We start from the raw sequence: 13,897 nt of genomic DNA, 5'->3' as shown, positions 1-13,897 counted from the left end.
TAATCTACCTTGAGGGGGAGAAACGGTGATCAAGCATTTGATGTATATCAACGGCCAATTTACGGAATCCGAAGGCAAAGAGTGGATGGAAGTGACCAATCCGGCAACCGATGAAGTCATCTCACAGGTTCCCAAGGCAACCAGGAATGATGTTATACGCGCCATTGATGCAGCGGAGCAGGCCCAAGCCGAGTGGGAGGAGACTCCTGCGGTAGAGCGCGGCAAGTATTTGCATGCGATTGCTGACGGCATCCGGGCAGAAGCGGACAGCATCGCCAGGCTGATCTCGGAGGAAGTTGGCAAGACACTGGAATTATCGACCGTAGAGGTTCATTTTACTGCGGATTATTTGGATTATATGGCGGAATGGGCGCGGCGTTATGAGGGAGAGATCGTGCAGAGCGACCGTGATAATGAGCATATTTTTGTATTCAAAAGAGCAATTGGCGTCACCACGGGCATTCTGCCCTGGAACTTCCCGTTCTTCCTGATTGCCAGAAAAATGGCCCCGGCACTTATCACCGGCAACACGATTGTCGTCAAGCCCAGCGCGGAATCTCCGAACAATGCCATGGCGTTCAGCCGGATTGTGGATCAGGCCGGATTGCCTAAGGGGGTATTTAACCTGGTCACAGGCAGAGGTGCGGAAGTGGGCAACGAGCTGTCCAGTAATGCCAAGATAGGCATGGTTAGTCTTACAGGCAGCGTACCTGCAGGGCAGAAGGTCATGGAGGCAGCGGCTGAGAATATCATCAAGGTCAGTCTGGAGCTGGGCGGCAAAGCGCCGGCCATCGTGATGAAGGATGCCGATCTGGAACTGGCGGTGCAGGCGATTGTCGCTTCCCGGGTCATCAATACAGGCCAGGTCTGTAACTGTGCGGAGCGTGTCTATGTGCATGAGGATATTAAGGAAGAGTTCACCGCGCGGCTGGTTGAAGCGATGAAGGCTGTGAAGTACGGAGACCCGCTCAAGGACAAGGACATTCAGATGGGCCCGCTCATCAACAAGGCGGCGCAGGAATCGGTACAGCAGAAGGTGGACCGGGCCGTTGAGGAAGGAGCCAAGATCGCTCTTGGCGGTAGAAAAGTTGAAGGAACCGGCAGTTTCTTCGAGCCGACAGTGATCACAGACGCTACGAATGAGATGGAGATTGTGCAGGATGAAATTTTTGGTCCGGTCATCCCCGTCATTTCATTCTCTACCCTGGACGAGGCGATAGCCCTCGCCAATGACAGTGAATTCGGCTTAACCTCATCGCTGTATACCCAGAATCTGAACGTCGCCATGAAAGTCATCAAGCGGCTGAAATACGGGGAGACGTACATCAACCGCGAGAATTTCGAGGCGATGCAGGGCTTCCATGCAGGCTGGAGAAAATCCGGCATCGGCGGCGCTGACGGTAAGCACGGCTTGAACGAATACCTCCAGACCCATGTCGTCTACTTGCAGTACGACAAATCGGTTAACTGAATACGCAGCGATTTTTGCTGCTTGCGAAGGCGGCCCCTTTTTGGGGGCCGTTTTTTGATAGTATGTTTTGGGGTCCCCGCAAAGTACCTGAGTTATCATCAAAGCTAAAGCCCCACTTTGTGGGGCTATTTTGCTGTTTTTGGACATCATAAATACTCCCGCCTGGCTTCAAACTTTTTCACGGTCTGATTCGTCTTGCATAATGAAAGGCGGTATATATAGAAATGCGCGCGCAGTAAAGAAGGAAGAGAGGCCTATGGATGGATAGCAAACTATTTCACAAGATTTTCACAGAATTTATGGTGGATTACAAAGAGAATGTGTACCGGTTGGCGTACAGCTATGTAAAGCATCCGCAGAACGCCATGGATGTGGTGCAGGATTCGATACAGAAGGCGTTGACTAAGAGCGATTCGCTGACAAAACCACAGTCCATGAAAAGCTGGTTTTACCGTATTGTAGTCAATACGGCACTTGATTATTTGCGCAGAGAAAAAAAGCTTGTTCCCGTTGCTGATGAGGTGCTGGAGCAGCATGGAGTGAGTGATCATGATGTGCTTCAGGATTTGCATCTGGCAGAGACCTTAGACGAGCTGCCTATGATGTATCGTGAAGTCATTATTTTGAGGTTCTTCGAGGATATGAAGCTGGAGGATGTGGCCCTCGTTCTCAATATACCTTTAAGCACAGTTAAATCCCGGTTATATCAATCGTTGAAAATTCTTCGTATGAACATGAAACAAGAGGAGGTCTATTAATATGGACAAAAAAATGGAAAAGCTCAAGCAGGATTATATGAATGTGCCCATCCCCGCTGAACTGGATACGCTCGTCACACAATCGCTTCTGCCTGCCCCGCGGCGCAGACGCAGCATCAAATGGTTCCTTGGCTCAGCTGCTGCTGCGGTTGCTCTGTTCGTGTCCGGGGTGAATATAAGCCCGACGTTTGCACAATCCATGTCGGAGCTGCCGGCTGTCAGTGCATTAGTGAAGCTGGTAACCTTCACGGAATATAGAGCGGAGGGGGACGGTTACCATGCGGATGTCAAGGTTCCGGCAATTACAAATATGCCCGATAAGAAGCTGCAAGACATGCTGAACGAGAAGTATATTGCGGAGGATCAAAAGCTGTACAAGGAATTCATGGCCGAGATTGACCAATTGAAGGACAAGGGCAGACCCAATAAAGGAATTGACAGCGGGTATGAGATTGTCACCGATACGGATCAGCTTCTCACTATTCGGCGCTGGGTCGTGCAAACGGCGGCGTCCGCGTATGAAACGATACAATACGACACGATTGACAAAAAAAATCAAGTGCTGCTCAACTTGCCAAGTCTCTTCAAGGATGAAAGCTATGTATCTGTTATTAGCGAAAATATCAAGGAGCAAATGCGTGAGCAAATGAAAACGGACACGGATTTCAAGCGTTATTGGATAAAGGGCGAAAATGAGGATCTTCCGGCAAGTGGATTCGACAGCATTTCGAAGACTCAGAGCTTCTACATTAACGGGGACGGAAATTTGGTTATTTCCTTTAATGAATATGATGTTGCTCCGGGATTTATGGGACCCGTCCAATTTGTAATACCAACAGATGTAATCCGTTCGCAGCTGGTCAGCCAGCAATATGTTAAATAGGGCATAGTAGATAGGGCAGCCTGAAGTGGAGACATTCAGAAGTATCTCCTCTTCAGGCTGTATTTTTTTATTTTTACCCGGGTAATATTGCATTTTTATTTTTACCCGGGTATAATTAATCCGAATTGAAGGGAGGTCAACCTATAACATGAGTACGGGTAATGAACAGACGCATGCTTATTGCACAGCATTTTTGGGAGTGGAGGCCGTTGCCAGCGGTTCCTTACAGCACGTGGTTACGGCAGTGAAAGGGATGCTGAGCGACAGTGAACTGGCCCGGGTGCTTATTTTTGACGATTCCACGGGGAAGCCGATAGATGTTGATTATCACGGGACAACAGATGCTGTGCTTACACGGTTAACAGAGCCTTCAGAAGAGTCAGCCGTTACAGAAGTGAATTCCCAGACTGCGCGCAAGGCAGGCCGGCCCAAGCTGGGGGTCGTATCTGGAGAGGTCACTCTGTTGCCCAGACAGTGGGAGTGGCTCAAAGCACAGCCTGGCGGGGCATCGGTAACCTTGCGCAAGCTGGTTGATGAAGCCCGCCGTGCCGGAGAACAGCAGGGCACGATCCGCAAGTCACAAGAAGCAGCTTATACCTTCATGACAGCTATGGCCGGGGATTTCAGCCATTACGAGGAAGCTCTGCGCGCATTATATGCCGGTGATGCGGAGCGTTTTGACCAATACACTCAGGACTGGGCACCTGATATCCGCAACTATGTGAAGCAGTTAGCTGCAGTTGCATTACAGAAGAAGAATTGAAGGGGAACAGACCACGATGAACATTATACAAACGAACAACATTGAGCTGGCCTATGACAGCTTCGGCAACGATAATGACGAAGCGATCATCTTGATTGCCGGACTGGGCACCCAGATGATCCGCTGGACAGTTCCATTCTGTGATCAACTGGCCGCGCGGGGCTTCCGGGTGATCCGTTTTGACAATCGGGACACGGGCTGCTCCACACATTACAGCCATTACCCGGCAGTGGATTTCAGCGCTTTGGCGGCTGCGCTTCTGTCGGGTCAACGGCCGGACATGCCCTACACGCTCGATGACATGGCCGGTGACGTGATCGGACTGCTCGACGCCCTGGGGATTGACCAGGCACATGTCGTTGGCCGGTCTATGGGCGGAATGATCGCCCAGCTTGTTGCCAGTAAATACCCGGACCGGGTCTTGTCGCTCACGTCTATCATGTCTACTTCCGGGAATCCTACCCTTCCGCAGGCTTCCCCGGAGGTGATGGGGCTGATGACTGTCCCGGGACCTAACCCGTTTGAGGATGAGGCGGGATTTGTGGCGCACAGTATGGCTTTTGCCAAGTGCATTGCCGGGACTGGCTATCCATTCGATGAAGAAGCTTACCGGGGACTCATTGCAGAGGAAGTCCGGCGGGCCTACGACCCAGGCACCGTAGGACGACAGATTGCCGCGATTGCGGTCTCCGGTGACCGCCGTCCGCTGCTGGCAGCTATAGAGGTCCCTGCACTTGTCATTCACGGGATGGATGATCCCCTGTTCGTTCCGGCGTGCGGGGAGGACACCGCTTCTTCTATCCCAGGCGCAGAGCTGATGCTCGTTGAGGGCATGGGACATGACCTGCCGCCCCAGTTATATCACCGAACGATTGAGGCCATCGGGCGTACAGCTCATCACAGTTGACTAACCACTACATTCTGTAGTAGATTATAACTACTACGTAGTGTAGTAATAATGTTATGGACGCATAACAGACATACGAGGTGTTCACGGTGAACAAGATTCAGAAGCTATCGGATACAGAATTAGAGTTAATGGAAGCCATTTGGGCGAGTACGCCGCCAGTTACTTCAACGGAGCTGCTGAACCAGTTCGCGCATAAGGGTAGGGATTGGAAGGCGCAGACGATTTCTACCTTTTTGTCACGGTTAGTGGATAAGGGGTTTCTGACGGCTACCCGGCATGGGCGGCTCAACAAATATGTGCCCGGCATTTCGCCTGAGGACTATAAGCTGGTGGAGACTCAGCATGTCCTGGACGGGCTGTATCAGGGTTCGGTCAAGAATCTGATCTCTGCCATGTATGACGGTGACAAGCTGTCGGACCAGGATATTGATGAGCTGAAGCAATGGTTCTCGGAAAAGTAGGTGATGACGATGAATACCTTGCTAAACCTGCTGATCACGTTAACCGTTGCCGGAAGTGTAGTGACTCTCAGCATCCATGCGCTGGGGAGACTATCGACCGGGCATGTTCCGGCCAGGTGGCGTTATGGACTCATTAAGCTGGCCTTGTTCTTCTATTTATTCCCGATAGCTATTGTTCTGCTGCGGATAGCAGCGCGTCTGAGTACACCGCATGTAGCAACAAGTCTACAGAATACGCAGACTGGCGGACTAACCGGGAATATAGTTGAATCCCTCCGGCCTGCAACATTAACTTTAACAACAAGTACCGCCTTTATCCTTCTGGGCATTTGGGCAGCAGGGACGGTCTCTTTTGCCGCCTGGCAGTGTTATGCTTACCGCAGATTTACCAGAGCGCTTGAACGTACCCGTACCCTCGTACCGGAGGATAGTAGTGCAGCGATTCTGCTGAAGAGTGTCAAGGAGCAGCTTGGCCTCACAAGCAGTGTCCGGTTAATGTACACTCCTGCCGCAAGAAGTCCTTTTCTGGCCGGTCTGTGGAGACCGGTGATCTATCTGCCTGTTCAGAGTCCTGACAATCTGGATATGGAGATGGTGCTGCGCCATGAGCTGGTTCATCTGAAGCGCAAGGATCTGTGGTTCAAGGCTTTGCTGCTGGCCATCCGTGCGCTGCATTGGTTCAATCCTCTCGTGTACACACTGCGGAACGGGCTTCATACCTGGAGCGAGCTGGCCTGTGACCAGGAGGTGGTCCAGAACATGTCCCATACGGAGCGCAAACGCTATGGCGAAACGATTCTGAGTGTTATGGCAGGACCAACAAACCGGCCCGGAGCATTCTATGCCCTACTATCCGGTGACGGCAAACAACTACAAAGGAGATTAATCCATATGCTTAACGTCAAAAAGCTGAACAGACAAACTCTATTCTTATCGGTAGCCGCAGCCCTGTTAATCGCAGGGATCAGCACCTCTACCGCTGCCTTAGCATCCAGGGTTACACCGCAGGTGGTGGCGGACACGCAGAATGAGGATTCACGAACAACCGCTTCCGAAATAGCTCCTTCTAAATCGTCAGAAGGAGGAATAACCGAGCCAGCTCAAGTATCTGGAATCCAGCCTGCCGAGAGTAGTACCATCCCCGTCCAGCAATATAAAGCAGGACAACTCGTAGCTGGGCCCGCTGAATCTGCTGATTCTGTAACGGTTCCCGCTGAAGTGGCTCCCGGAGCTGCTCAAGCAGACAGCACTGCGCAGCCGCTGCCTGAGCTTGTAGCATCCCCAGCTGAAAGTGCTCCTGTAACTGTGCCAAAAGCAAGTGCTGCCCAATCTGATTCCGTGCTTGCCCCTGCCCCGGTCCCTGACCAGAAAGAAGCCATTGTAGTGGCGCTTCCCGAGCTAGTGCCGGCTCCTGCTGAGAGCGTTCCAGCACCTTCTAAGTAATCATCCGGCATTTAGCCTGCCGGGATATAATCACAGCCAGGGGCAGCTTCCACTTGGGAAGCTGCCCCTGATTTTTTTCACAAACACGTTCTAATCTCTTAAAGGTCTAAAGAATTCACGGATGTCATCCGCCAGCGGCCCCGGATCTTCCATCGCAGTGAAGTGTCCGCCGCGGGGCATCATGGTCCACCGTGTAATATTCAGATTGCTTTCAGCCCATGCTCTAGGCGGTAGACAGACATCCCCAGGGTATAGAGCTACCGCTGTAGGCACCTCAATCGGGCCCAGGGGAGGTAAAGTATGTGTATTCTCATAATACAGATTCGCAGACGAGCCCGCTGTATTCGTAACCCAGTAGATCATAATATTCGTAAGCAATTCATCGTCACTGAAGCTCTGCCGCAAGTCTCCCTTGCAATCACTCCATGCCCGGAATTTCTCAATGATCCAAGCTGCCAAGCCGACAGGGGAGTCGGTGAGTCCATAGCCAATCGTCTGCGGCTTCGTCGACTGAATCTGCATATATCCGCCTTCCTCGGCGATCCATTGTGAGGTGTTTCGGATATACAATTGCTCCTCTTCCGTCAGGCCCGACTTATCCTGCACCGCCAGCAGATTCTTGATCAGACCGATGTCAGTTAGGTGAATTCCGCTTAGCAGTTCAGGGTGGTTGAAGGCCAGATACCGGGTCACACCGGAGCCGACATCTCCGCCTGCCGCAGCAAATTTACGGTACCCCAGATGCTCGGTCATTAATGTGGCCCATAGCCCGGCGATATGGGAATTGCTGATGCCCGTGCGCTTCAGTCCGTTCGAGAAGCCGAACCCGGGCACGGAAGGCACGATCACATCGAAGGCATCCTCAGGATTCCCGCCGTAACTCGCCGGGTCTGTAAGCATGGGAATGATTTTCTCGTAACGCAAGAAGCTGTCCGGCCAACCATGTGTAAGGATGAGCGGGTAGGGATTAGGGCCTTTGCCGCGTTCATGCACGAAATGGATATCCAGCCCATCAACATTACAGCGAAAGTGGGATAGGCGGTTCAACTCCGCTTCCCGGGCGCGCCAATCGAACTGGTCCCGCCAATAGGTAACGAGCGACCGCAGATATCCCTGATCTGTTCCCCGGTCCCAGTCAGACGGCTCTAACAAATCGGGCCAGCGAACATGCTCCAGTCTGTATCTCAGATCTTCAAGAACTTCATCAGCCACACGGATTTCAAAACGTTCAATCGCCATCAATGATCTCTCCCTCAGAGTATTAACTACAGCATCTATATGACAACTATACCACCAGAAGGAAGGTTACATGTCAATAAAACGAATCCCAAATAGATCTCTTCGACAGTATGAAGCTCGAATAATTCTTGAAGCTGGCGGAGGGGAAATGCACATTCCTGGAGAAGTACTTTACGTAAAAAAGCGCGAGGTGAGGGAATGGACAGATTAGCCAAGATCAGATCCGAAGAGAAGCTGTATCATGATCACTGTTACGATAACAACAAGTTATTCGAACCAGGCTCCTGGCTGCACAAACCTGTTACAACAGTCGTTAATCTTATCAATCAGTATAAGGATCAAGAATACATTAGCATACTGGATCTGGGAGCTGGAGTTGGCCGGAATAGCATTCCGATCGCCGAATCGATTAAGCCTGTGAATGGAAAAGTTGTATGTGTAGACTTGCTGGAGTCAGCCATAGCGAAGCTGAAGAGCTACAGTCAGCAGTTCGGTGTCGAGCCTTACATTGTACCTGTTCTATCTGATATTGAACACTTCTCTATTGAACCAAATGAATATGATATTATCGTGGCCGTATCTTCATTGGAACATGTGGGCTCGACACAGGTATTGGAGCAGAAACTGAGTGAAATGAATGCCGGGACAAGAGCAGGCGGGACGAATTGTATTATCATCGCGTCCAATATCCGGGAAATGCTGCTAGAGAATAAGCAAGAGCTGGACCCCATGTTTGAAGTGAATCTGTCTACTGAAAAAATGATTGAATTATTAAATCAGCAGTTTGCCGGTTGGGAGATAGAGCAGCTGGTCGTAAAATCCTTAGCATTTGAGATTAACAGAAACGGGCAGCCCGTCAAGCTGACCTCTGATTGTATCACCTTTGTTGCCCAAAAAAGCTGATCTTATAGAGATTGGCTTTTTTTGATAGAAATTAGACTTTTCCTCCCTGCCTGTGACCACACGCACCCCATCTTCCGTGAATTAGGCTACATTAAGAGTATGCCAAATGAAAGGATTCACAAACTTCCGAAATTTGATTTGAATCCTCCTTTTGCAGCGGCTGGCGTAATAGAATGAGGTTGCTGATAAGGATTATCAATCAAATATTGGAGGCTACCACTAATGAGTACACAAACCAGACAAATCGCCGAAGGCATCCACTGGGTAGGCAAAATAGACAACCGTGAAGTTCCGTTCCACCGCCTGATTCTTGCCAAGGGCACCACCTATAATTCCTATCTCCTCAAAACCGGCAAGCCGACCGTCATCGATACCGTGGATATGGAATTCGGCCGTGAATATGCCGAGTGTCTCGCCGGTATGATTGATCTTATGGATATTCATTACATTGTCATTAACCATACCGAGCCTGACCACTCTGGCGGATTGGCAGCACTGGCGGCACAGGCCCTAAATGCTACGATTGTCTGCACTGAGATCGCTGTGCCGGAGCTGCAGGAGATGTATAAGCTGCACAGCCGCAACTTCCTGGTGGTGAAGGACGGGGACACGCTGGATATCGGCGGCAAAACCCTGCTGTTCAAAGAAACGCCGTACCTCCACACCGCAGAGACGATGATTACTTACTGTGTGGAAGACAAAATCCTGTTCCCTTGCGATATTTTCAGTACGCATGTGGCTGCCGAGCATCTGTTCAGCGATGAAGCAGGCTTCGATATCACGGAAGATTACAAAGGCTATTATGCAGCGATTATCCACCCGCACAGAAGATATGTAAGAACGCTGCTGGAAGCAGTGAAGGATCTGGAGATCCGCATGATTGCACCCTCCCACGGGTTCCTGATCCGCGAGGACATTCCTAAGTTCATCGGGCTGTACGCCACCATGAGCCGGGAGACCACCCAGGGCAAGAAGGCTGTCATTGTCTATACCACCATCAAAAACAGCACGAAGAAGATGGCCGCGATCATTGAGAATTGCCTGAAGGAGAACAATATTGAGACAGAAGTCTGGAACGCAGATAAAAGCAGCACTGCGGACATCCTGCGCAGCATCGAATCGGCAGACGCCGTCTTCATCGGCAGCTCCACGAAGTATGCAGATATGATCGGTAACCTGGAGGAAGTGCTGAAGGGTATGCAGGAGATGAATCTGGAAGGTAAGCTCGCTACGGCATTCGGCTCCTACGGCTGGAGCGGTGAAGCGATCGAGGTCATTCAGGATTATCTGAACGGAACGAATATGACTGTGCAGAGCACCGCTGAGGTTATCAAAACCACCGGTATGACCCATGTAGAGTTCCCTGTTCGGGTAAGATTCTCCCCAAGAGAGCCTGAGAAGGTGCAGAAGATTAAGCATGCAACCGAATTTGTCTCGGATCTGCTGCTCAGTTCAATCTAGGGAGGAGGAAGCGAACATGACGAAGCATTATGTAATTGTTGGCGGCGGTGTAACCGCCGTCCATGCCGCCAAAGCGATCCGCGATCAGGACGCGGACTCGGAAATCTCGATCATCGGGGAAGAGAGCGGCCTGCCGTATAACCGGATCAAACTGACCAAGGGCCTGTTCACCGACCTGCACAGCGAGAAGGTTCTGATCAAGAAGGAGAAATGGTACCGCGATAACCGCATCACCGTACAGTCGTCCACCCGCATCGTATCTATCCACCCGGAGCGCCAGACGATAGAGACAGAGAGCGGCCAGTGTGTGGAATACCATAAGCTGCTGCTCTGTATGGGGGCGAAAAACCGCGCATTAACCATCCAGGGCGCCGGACTTGCTAACGTACACACCCTCCGGGAGCTGGCTGACGCTGACCGGTTGAAGGACAGTCTTAAGGAAGGCAGCCGCGTAACCGTCATCGGCGGAGGGGTGCAGGGGATTGAGACCGCCTGGGCGCTTCACGAAGCAGGGTATACGGTAACAGTGGTTGAATACGCAACTGCCCTGATGGGCAGACAGCTGGACAGCTACTCTTCCAAGCATCTGCAAGAAACCCTTGAACAATCCGGGGTGAAGGTGATTCTTCAAGCGTGCGTGGCTTCCGTCGAGGGGACAGAGGTTGTCACTGGAGTTACACTGAATGACGGCACGAGCTTCCCGTGTGACCATGTGGTCTACTCCATTGGGATTGTTCCGAATACTGCTCTGGTTGACGGTTCGAATATTAAGGTGCGCAGCGGCATCATTGTGGATGAACATCTGCAGACAAGTGCTCCGAATATCTATGCAGCGGGTGACGTTGCCGAGTTCGGCGGACTGGTCGAAGGCCTGTGGGGCGGAGCGATGGAACAGGGCAAGATCGCAGGAAGCAATATGGCTGAAGCCCGGAGTGTATACCGCAGAGCGGTGCCGGTGACCTTGTTCAATGCGTTCGGGGTGTCCTTATTCTCCATCGGCAACACCGATGAGCGGAATTGCGATGAGTCAGTATGCGGGGAAGAGAACGGGGCGTATACACGAATTTTTGTGAAGGATCATGTCATTGTCGGGGCGTTGTCTTGGCAGGGCGCTGCGGCTTCGCTGGCTTACAAGGCGGCGGTTGAGCAAGGCGTCCGGCTGAGCGGAAGTGCTGACGGCAAGAGCATCGAAGAGATTATAGCGGAAGCGCAGGCTGTATTGAATTAATTCCCTAACTATAATAACAGGAGCTGATTACGATGAAAAAATATATCTGTACCCCTTGCGGCTACATCTACAACCCGGCGGTAGGTGATCCTGATGAGGATGTAGCGGCTGGAACAGCGTTCGAGGATCTGCCGGAAGATTGGGTCTGCCCGGTCTGCGGTGAGGACACCAGCCACTTTGTACCCGTAGAAGAGAAGAACACAATTACCCAATAGAGGATTAAAGCTAAGGCTTCACATTTCACATTACAGGGGGAATCGGTATGAAAGAGCATTCCTGCCAGCACGCCGCAGAACCTTGTACACGCAAGGTACCGATTTTTGCCGCGCTGACCGATGAGGATCTTACCCGGATCAGCGCCATGATTAAGCACCGCAAATTCACTAAGGGACAGCCGCTCATTCTCGAAGGCGCGCCGTCCGATACGCTGTACATTATTCAGCAGGGACATGTGAAATTATCCAAGCTCACGCCCGAAGGGAAGGAACAGATTTTACATATCCTGACGAACGGGGATTTCTTCGGAGAACTCAGTATTTTCAACAGCGGCGAGCTTAGCAACTTCAGTGCGTATGCGCTGAAAGACACCAATATCTGCCTGTTGACCCGCAGCGATATGGAGCAGATCATGACCGAGAATCCAGACATCTCCCTGCGCCTGCTCTCCAGCGTAACCAAACGCCTCGCCCACACCGAGAATCTGGCACAGAGCCTGGCGACCAAAGACCCGGAAATCCGGATCGCTTATATGATTATGGAGCTGAGTGAGAAATACGGCAAGCCGCGCGGCGGACGTGTTCATATCGACCTGCCGCTGTCCCGCGAAGAGCTGGCCAGTTATGTCGGAGTGACCCGGGAGACGATCAGCAGGAAGTTCTCCAGATTCGAGGATTCTGGCCTGATCAAGCTGATCGGCAACAAGCAGATGGTCGTCATGGACCCGGCCGGTGTGGAGAAGTATGTGGGCTTTTAGAGGAAGCTTTTAGACGACATAAGAGCGGCATTCCTGTCATTATATGATGGGAATGCCGTTTTCACGCGGATCGGAGGTTAATTCCCGCCCCTGCTGGAACCTTACAAATACCTGACGCATATTGTATGGTTATAAGCCTATCAGGCGGCAACGGGAAAGGAAGTGGGTGTATGGCTGCGGGAATTTTAAGATATTTTGCAGACGGGAATACGGCGCTTGGCTTCTACAGTTTGTTCGAATCGAATCTTCAAGGACTCCGGCGGATATTCATCTTGAAAGGCGGTCCCGGTACAGGCAAATCCTCGCTGATGAAAGCAATCGGCACGGAATGGGCGGAGCGGGGTTATCCAATTGAGCTGATCCATTGTTCATCCGATAAGGATTCCATTGACGGGGTGATTATTCCGGCGCTTGGCGTGGGCATTGTTGACGGGACTGCGCCCCGTGTGATCGAGCCCAAGGCTCCCGGAGCGGCTCGGGAATATGTGAACCTGGGAGAAGCATGGGACTCGGCAGCGCTTATCGGCCAAAGGGAGATCATTGAGGAGCTTAACCGGAAGACTGCGGGTGCCTATGAGGCAGCGTACAGCAGATTTGCAGAGGCCCTGAACATTCATGACGAATGGGAAAAGATGTACTTCGGGCATATGGACTTCGGCCAGGCGGATCAATTAACAGCCCGGATGCTGGAACAGTTGTTTGGCGAAGCGCAGCTTCAGAGGCATGCTGACGTGAAGCACCGGTTTTTGGGCGCAGCAACGCCGGCAGGATCGGTCGACTTTGTACCTAATTTGACCGAAGGGGTATCCAGACGCTTCTTCCTCAAAGGCCGGGCCGGAACAGGCAAATCAACCATACTCCGCAAAATCGCCGCTGAGGCGGAAAAGAGGGGCTTTGATACGGAAATCTATCATTGCGGATTTGATCCTAACAGTCTGGATATGGTTATTGTGCGTGAGCTTGACTTTGCGATATTTGACAGCACCAGCCCGCATGAATATTACCCGGAGCGGGAAGAAGATGTAATCATCGATACGTATGAAATCGTTGTTGCACCGGGAACGGATGAGCGCCTCGCCGGTCCGCTAGAGGAAATAAGCGCACAATACAAGGCCACAATGAAAACCGCGATAGCCGCGCTGGCCGAAGCCAAGATGCACCGGGAAGAATTAAAGGAAATATATATCGCAGCAATGGATTTTAGCGTGGCGGATGCGGCCAGGAACCGGATTTCCACAGAACTGGCAAGTATGCTCTCTTAGCAGGTACAATGATCTGAACCAGCCTTGGGGCTTACTCAGCGGAGGTATTCGCCATCCGCATAGTAAGCCTCTTTCTTTGTATATGGAAGAAGGAGCAGAGGCTGACTGCCCTCCTGCCGCAGACGCTTATACTTATCCTTGA

The 13,897-nt window shown here is 51.6% G+C and carries 14 protein-coding genes; 13 read left to right on the top strand and 1 reads right to left on the bottom strand.

All coding sequences use genetic code 11. The features are described from left to right. The first annotated feature begins 25 nt into the window (after positions 1-25). The 7 genes from aldA to NST04_RS20630 all read left to right on the top strand — a co-directional run bounded on the left by aldA (position 26) and on the right by NST04_RS20630 (position 6,689). Complete coding sequence (gene aldA / locus NST04_RS20660) at positions 26-1,471, top strand: aldehyde dehydrogenase (protein WP_341185922.1); 1,446 nt, start codon at positions 26-28, stop codon at positions 1,469-1,471. A gap of 260 nt (positions 1,472-1,731) precedes the next feature. Then, on the top strand, positions 1,732-2,229 hold the full coding sequence (locus tag NST04_RS20655; protein WP_341185921.1) for an RNA polymerase sigma factor: 498 nt from the start codon (positions 1,732-1,734) through the stop codon (positions 2,227-2,229). A 1-nt stretch (position 2,230) separates the two neighbouring features. Next, the gene (locus NST04_RS20650; RefSeq protein WP_341185920.1) at positions 2,231-3,112 is read left to right on the top strand and encodes a DUF3298 domain-containing protein; all 882 of its coding nucleotides are present in this window, start codon (positions 2,231-2,233) and stop codon (positions 3,110-3,112) included. A gap of 148 nt (positions 3,113-3,260) precedes the next feature. Further along, positions 3,261-3,875, top strand: a complete 615-nt coding sequence (locus tag NST04_RS20645; protein ID WP_341185919.1) for a DUF2239 family protein — start codon at positions 3,261-3,263, stop codon at positions 3,873-3,875. Positions 3,876-3,891: 16 nt separating this feature from the next. Then, positions 3,892-4,782, top strand: a complete 891-nt coding sequence (locus tag NST04_RS20640; protein ID WP_341185918.1) for an alpha/beta fold hydrolase — start codon at positions 3,892-3,894, stop codon at positions 4,780-4,782. Positions 4,783-4,871: 89 nt separating this feature from the next. Then, positions 4,872-5,246 (top strand): BlaI/MecI/CopY family transcriptional regulator, encoded by a 375-nt coding sequence (locus NST04_RS20635; protein WP_036693854.1) that lies wholly within the window; start codon positions 4,872-4,874, stop codon positions 5,244-5,246. Positions 5,247-5,255: 9 nt separating this feature from the next. Continuing rightward, positions 5,256-6,689, top strand: a complete 1,434-nt coding sequence (locus NST04_RS20630) for a M56 family metallopeptidase (protein WP_341185917.1) — start codon at positions 5,256-5,258, stop codon at positions 6,687-6,689. A gap of 90 nt (positions 6,690-6,779) precedes the next feature. Here NST04_RS20630 and NST04_RS20625 read toward each other — a convergent pair whose 3' ends face one another. After that, on the bottom strand, positions 6,780-7,928 hold the full coding sequence (locus tag NST04_RS20625) for an epoxide hydrolase family protein (RefSeq protein WP_341185916.1): 1,149 nt from the start codon (positions 7,926-7,928) through the stop codon (positions 6,780-6,782). Between the two features lie 198 nt (positions 7,929-8,126). Between NST04_RS20625 and NST04_RS20620 the strand changes: the two genes are divergently transcribed. The 6 genes from NST04_RS20620 to NST04_RS20595 all read left to right on the top strand — a co-directional run bounded on the left by NST04_RS20620 (position 8,127) and on the right by NST04_RS20595 (position 13,755). Beyond that, positions 8,127-8,831 (top strand): class I SAM-dependent methyltransferase, encoded by a 705-nt coding sequence (locus tag NST04_RS20620; protein ID WP_341185915.1) that lies wholly within the window; start codon positions 8,127-8,129, stop codon positions 8,829-8,831. Between the two features lie 222 nt (positions 8,832-9,053). Further along, positions 9,054-10,292: an FprA family A-type flavoprotein gene (locus NST04_RS20615; protein ID WP_341185914.1), complete on the top strand. Its 1,239-nt coding sequence runs from the start codon at positions 9,054-9,056 to the stop codon at positions 10,290-10,292. 16 nt (positions 10,293-10,308) lie between these two features. Next, positions 10,309-11,520 (top strand): NAD(P)/FAD-dependent oxidoreductase, encoded by a 1,212-nt coding sequence (locus tag NST04_RS20610; protein ID WP_341185913.1) that lies wholly within the window; start codon positions 10,309-10,311, stop codon positions 11,518-11,520. A gap of 32 nt (positions 11,521-11,552) precedes the next feature. Further along, positions 11,553-11,735 carry a rubredoxin gene (rd, locus tag NST04_RS20605; protein WP_036693846.1) on the top strand — a complete coding sequence of 61 codons (183 nt, stop codon included), beginning with the start codon at positions 11,553-11,555 and terminating at the stop codon, positions 11,733-11,735. A 47-nt stretch (positions 11,736-11,782) separates the two neighbouring features. Further along, positions 11,783-12,493, top strand: coding sequence for a Crp/Fnr family transcriptional regulator (locus NST04_RS20600; protein ID WP_341185912.1), 711 nt, complete (start codon positions 11,783-11,785; stop codon positions 12,491-12,493). A gap of 170 nt (positions 12,494-12,663) precedes the next feature. Then, a complete protein-coding gene (locus tag NST04_RS20595; RefSeq protein WP_341185911.1) occupies positions 12,664-13,755 on the top strand; it encodes a PRK06851 family protein in 1,092 nt (363 codons plus the stop codon). Positions 13,756-13,897 lie beyond the last annotated feature (142 nt).

It is taken from the genome of Paenibacillus sp. FSL H7-0756, from assembly GCF_038006765.1.
GTDB lineage: Bacteria > Bacillota > Bacilli > Paenibacillales > Paenibacillaceae > Paenibacillus_AQ.
Note: the sequence above shows the minus strand (reverse complement) of the source record. Positions and strands in the feature narration are given on the sequence as shown.

Coding starts and splice junctions, on each gene's coding strand:
- NST04_RS20655 (WP_341185921.1), top strand. CDS start 1,732: ATGGATAGCAAACTATTTCACAAGATTTTCACAGAATTTATGGTGGAT.
- NST04_RS20650 (WP_341185920.1), top strand. CDS start 2,231: ATGGACAAAAAAATGGAAAAGCTCAAGCAGGATTATATGAATGTGCCC.
- NST04_RS20645 (WP_341185919.1), top strand. CDS start 3,261: ATGAGTACGGGTAATGAACAGACGCATGCTTATTGCACAGCATTTTTG.
- NST04_RS20640 (WP_341185918.1), top strand. CDS start 3,892: ATGAACATTATACAAACGAACAACATTGAGCTGGCCTATGACAGCTTC.
- NST04_RS20630 (WP_341185917.1), top strand. CDS start 5,256: ATGAATACCTTGCTAAACCTGCTGATCACGTTAACCGTTGCCGGAAGT.
- NST04_RS20625 (WP_341185916.1), bottom strand. CDS start 7,928: ATGGCGATTGAACGTTTTGAAATCCGTGTGGCTGATGAAGTTCTTGAA.
- NST04_RS20620 (WP_341185915.1), top strand. CDS start 8,127: ATGGACAGATTAGCCAAGATCAGATCCGAAGAGAAGCTGTATCATGAT.
- NST04_RS20615 (WP_341185914.1), top strand. CDS start 9,054: ATGAGTACACAAACCAGACAAATCGCCGAAGGCATCCACTGGGTAGGC.
- NST04_RS20610 (WP_341185913.1), top strand. CDS start 10,309: ATGACGAAGCATTATGTAATTGTTGGCGGCGGTGTAACCGCCGTCCAT.
- rd (WP_036693846.1), top strand. CDS start 11,553: ATGAAAAAATATATCTGTACCCCTTGCGGCTACATCTACAACCCGGCG.
- NST04_RS20600 (WP_341185912.1), top strand. CDS start 11,783: ATGAAAGAGCATTCCTGCCAGCACGCCGCAGAACCTTGTACACGCAAG.
- NST04_RS20595 (WP_341185911.1), top strand. CDS start 12,664: ATGGCTGCGGGAATTTTAAGATATTTTGCAGACGGGAATACGGCGCTT.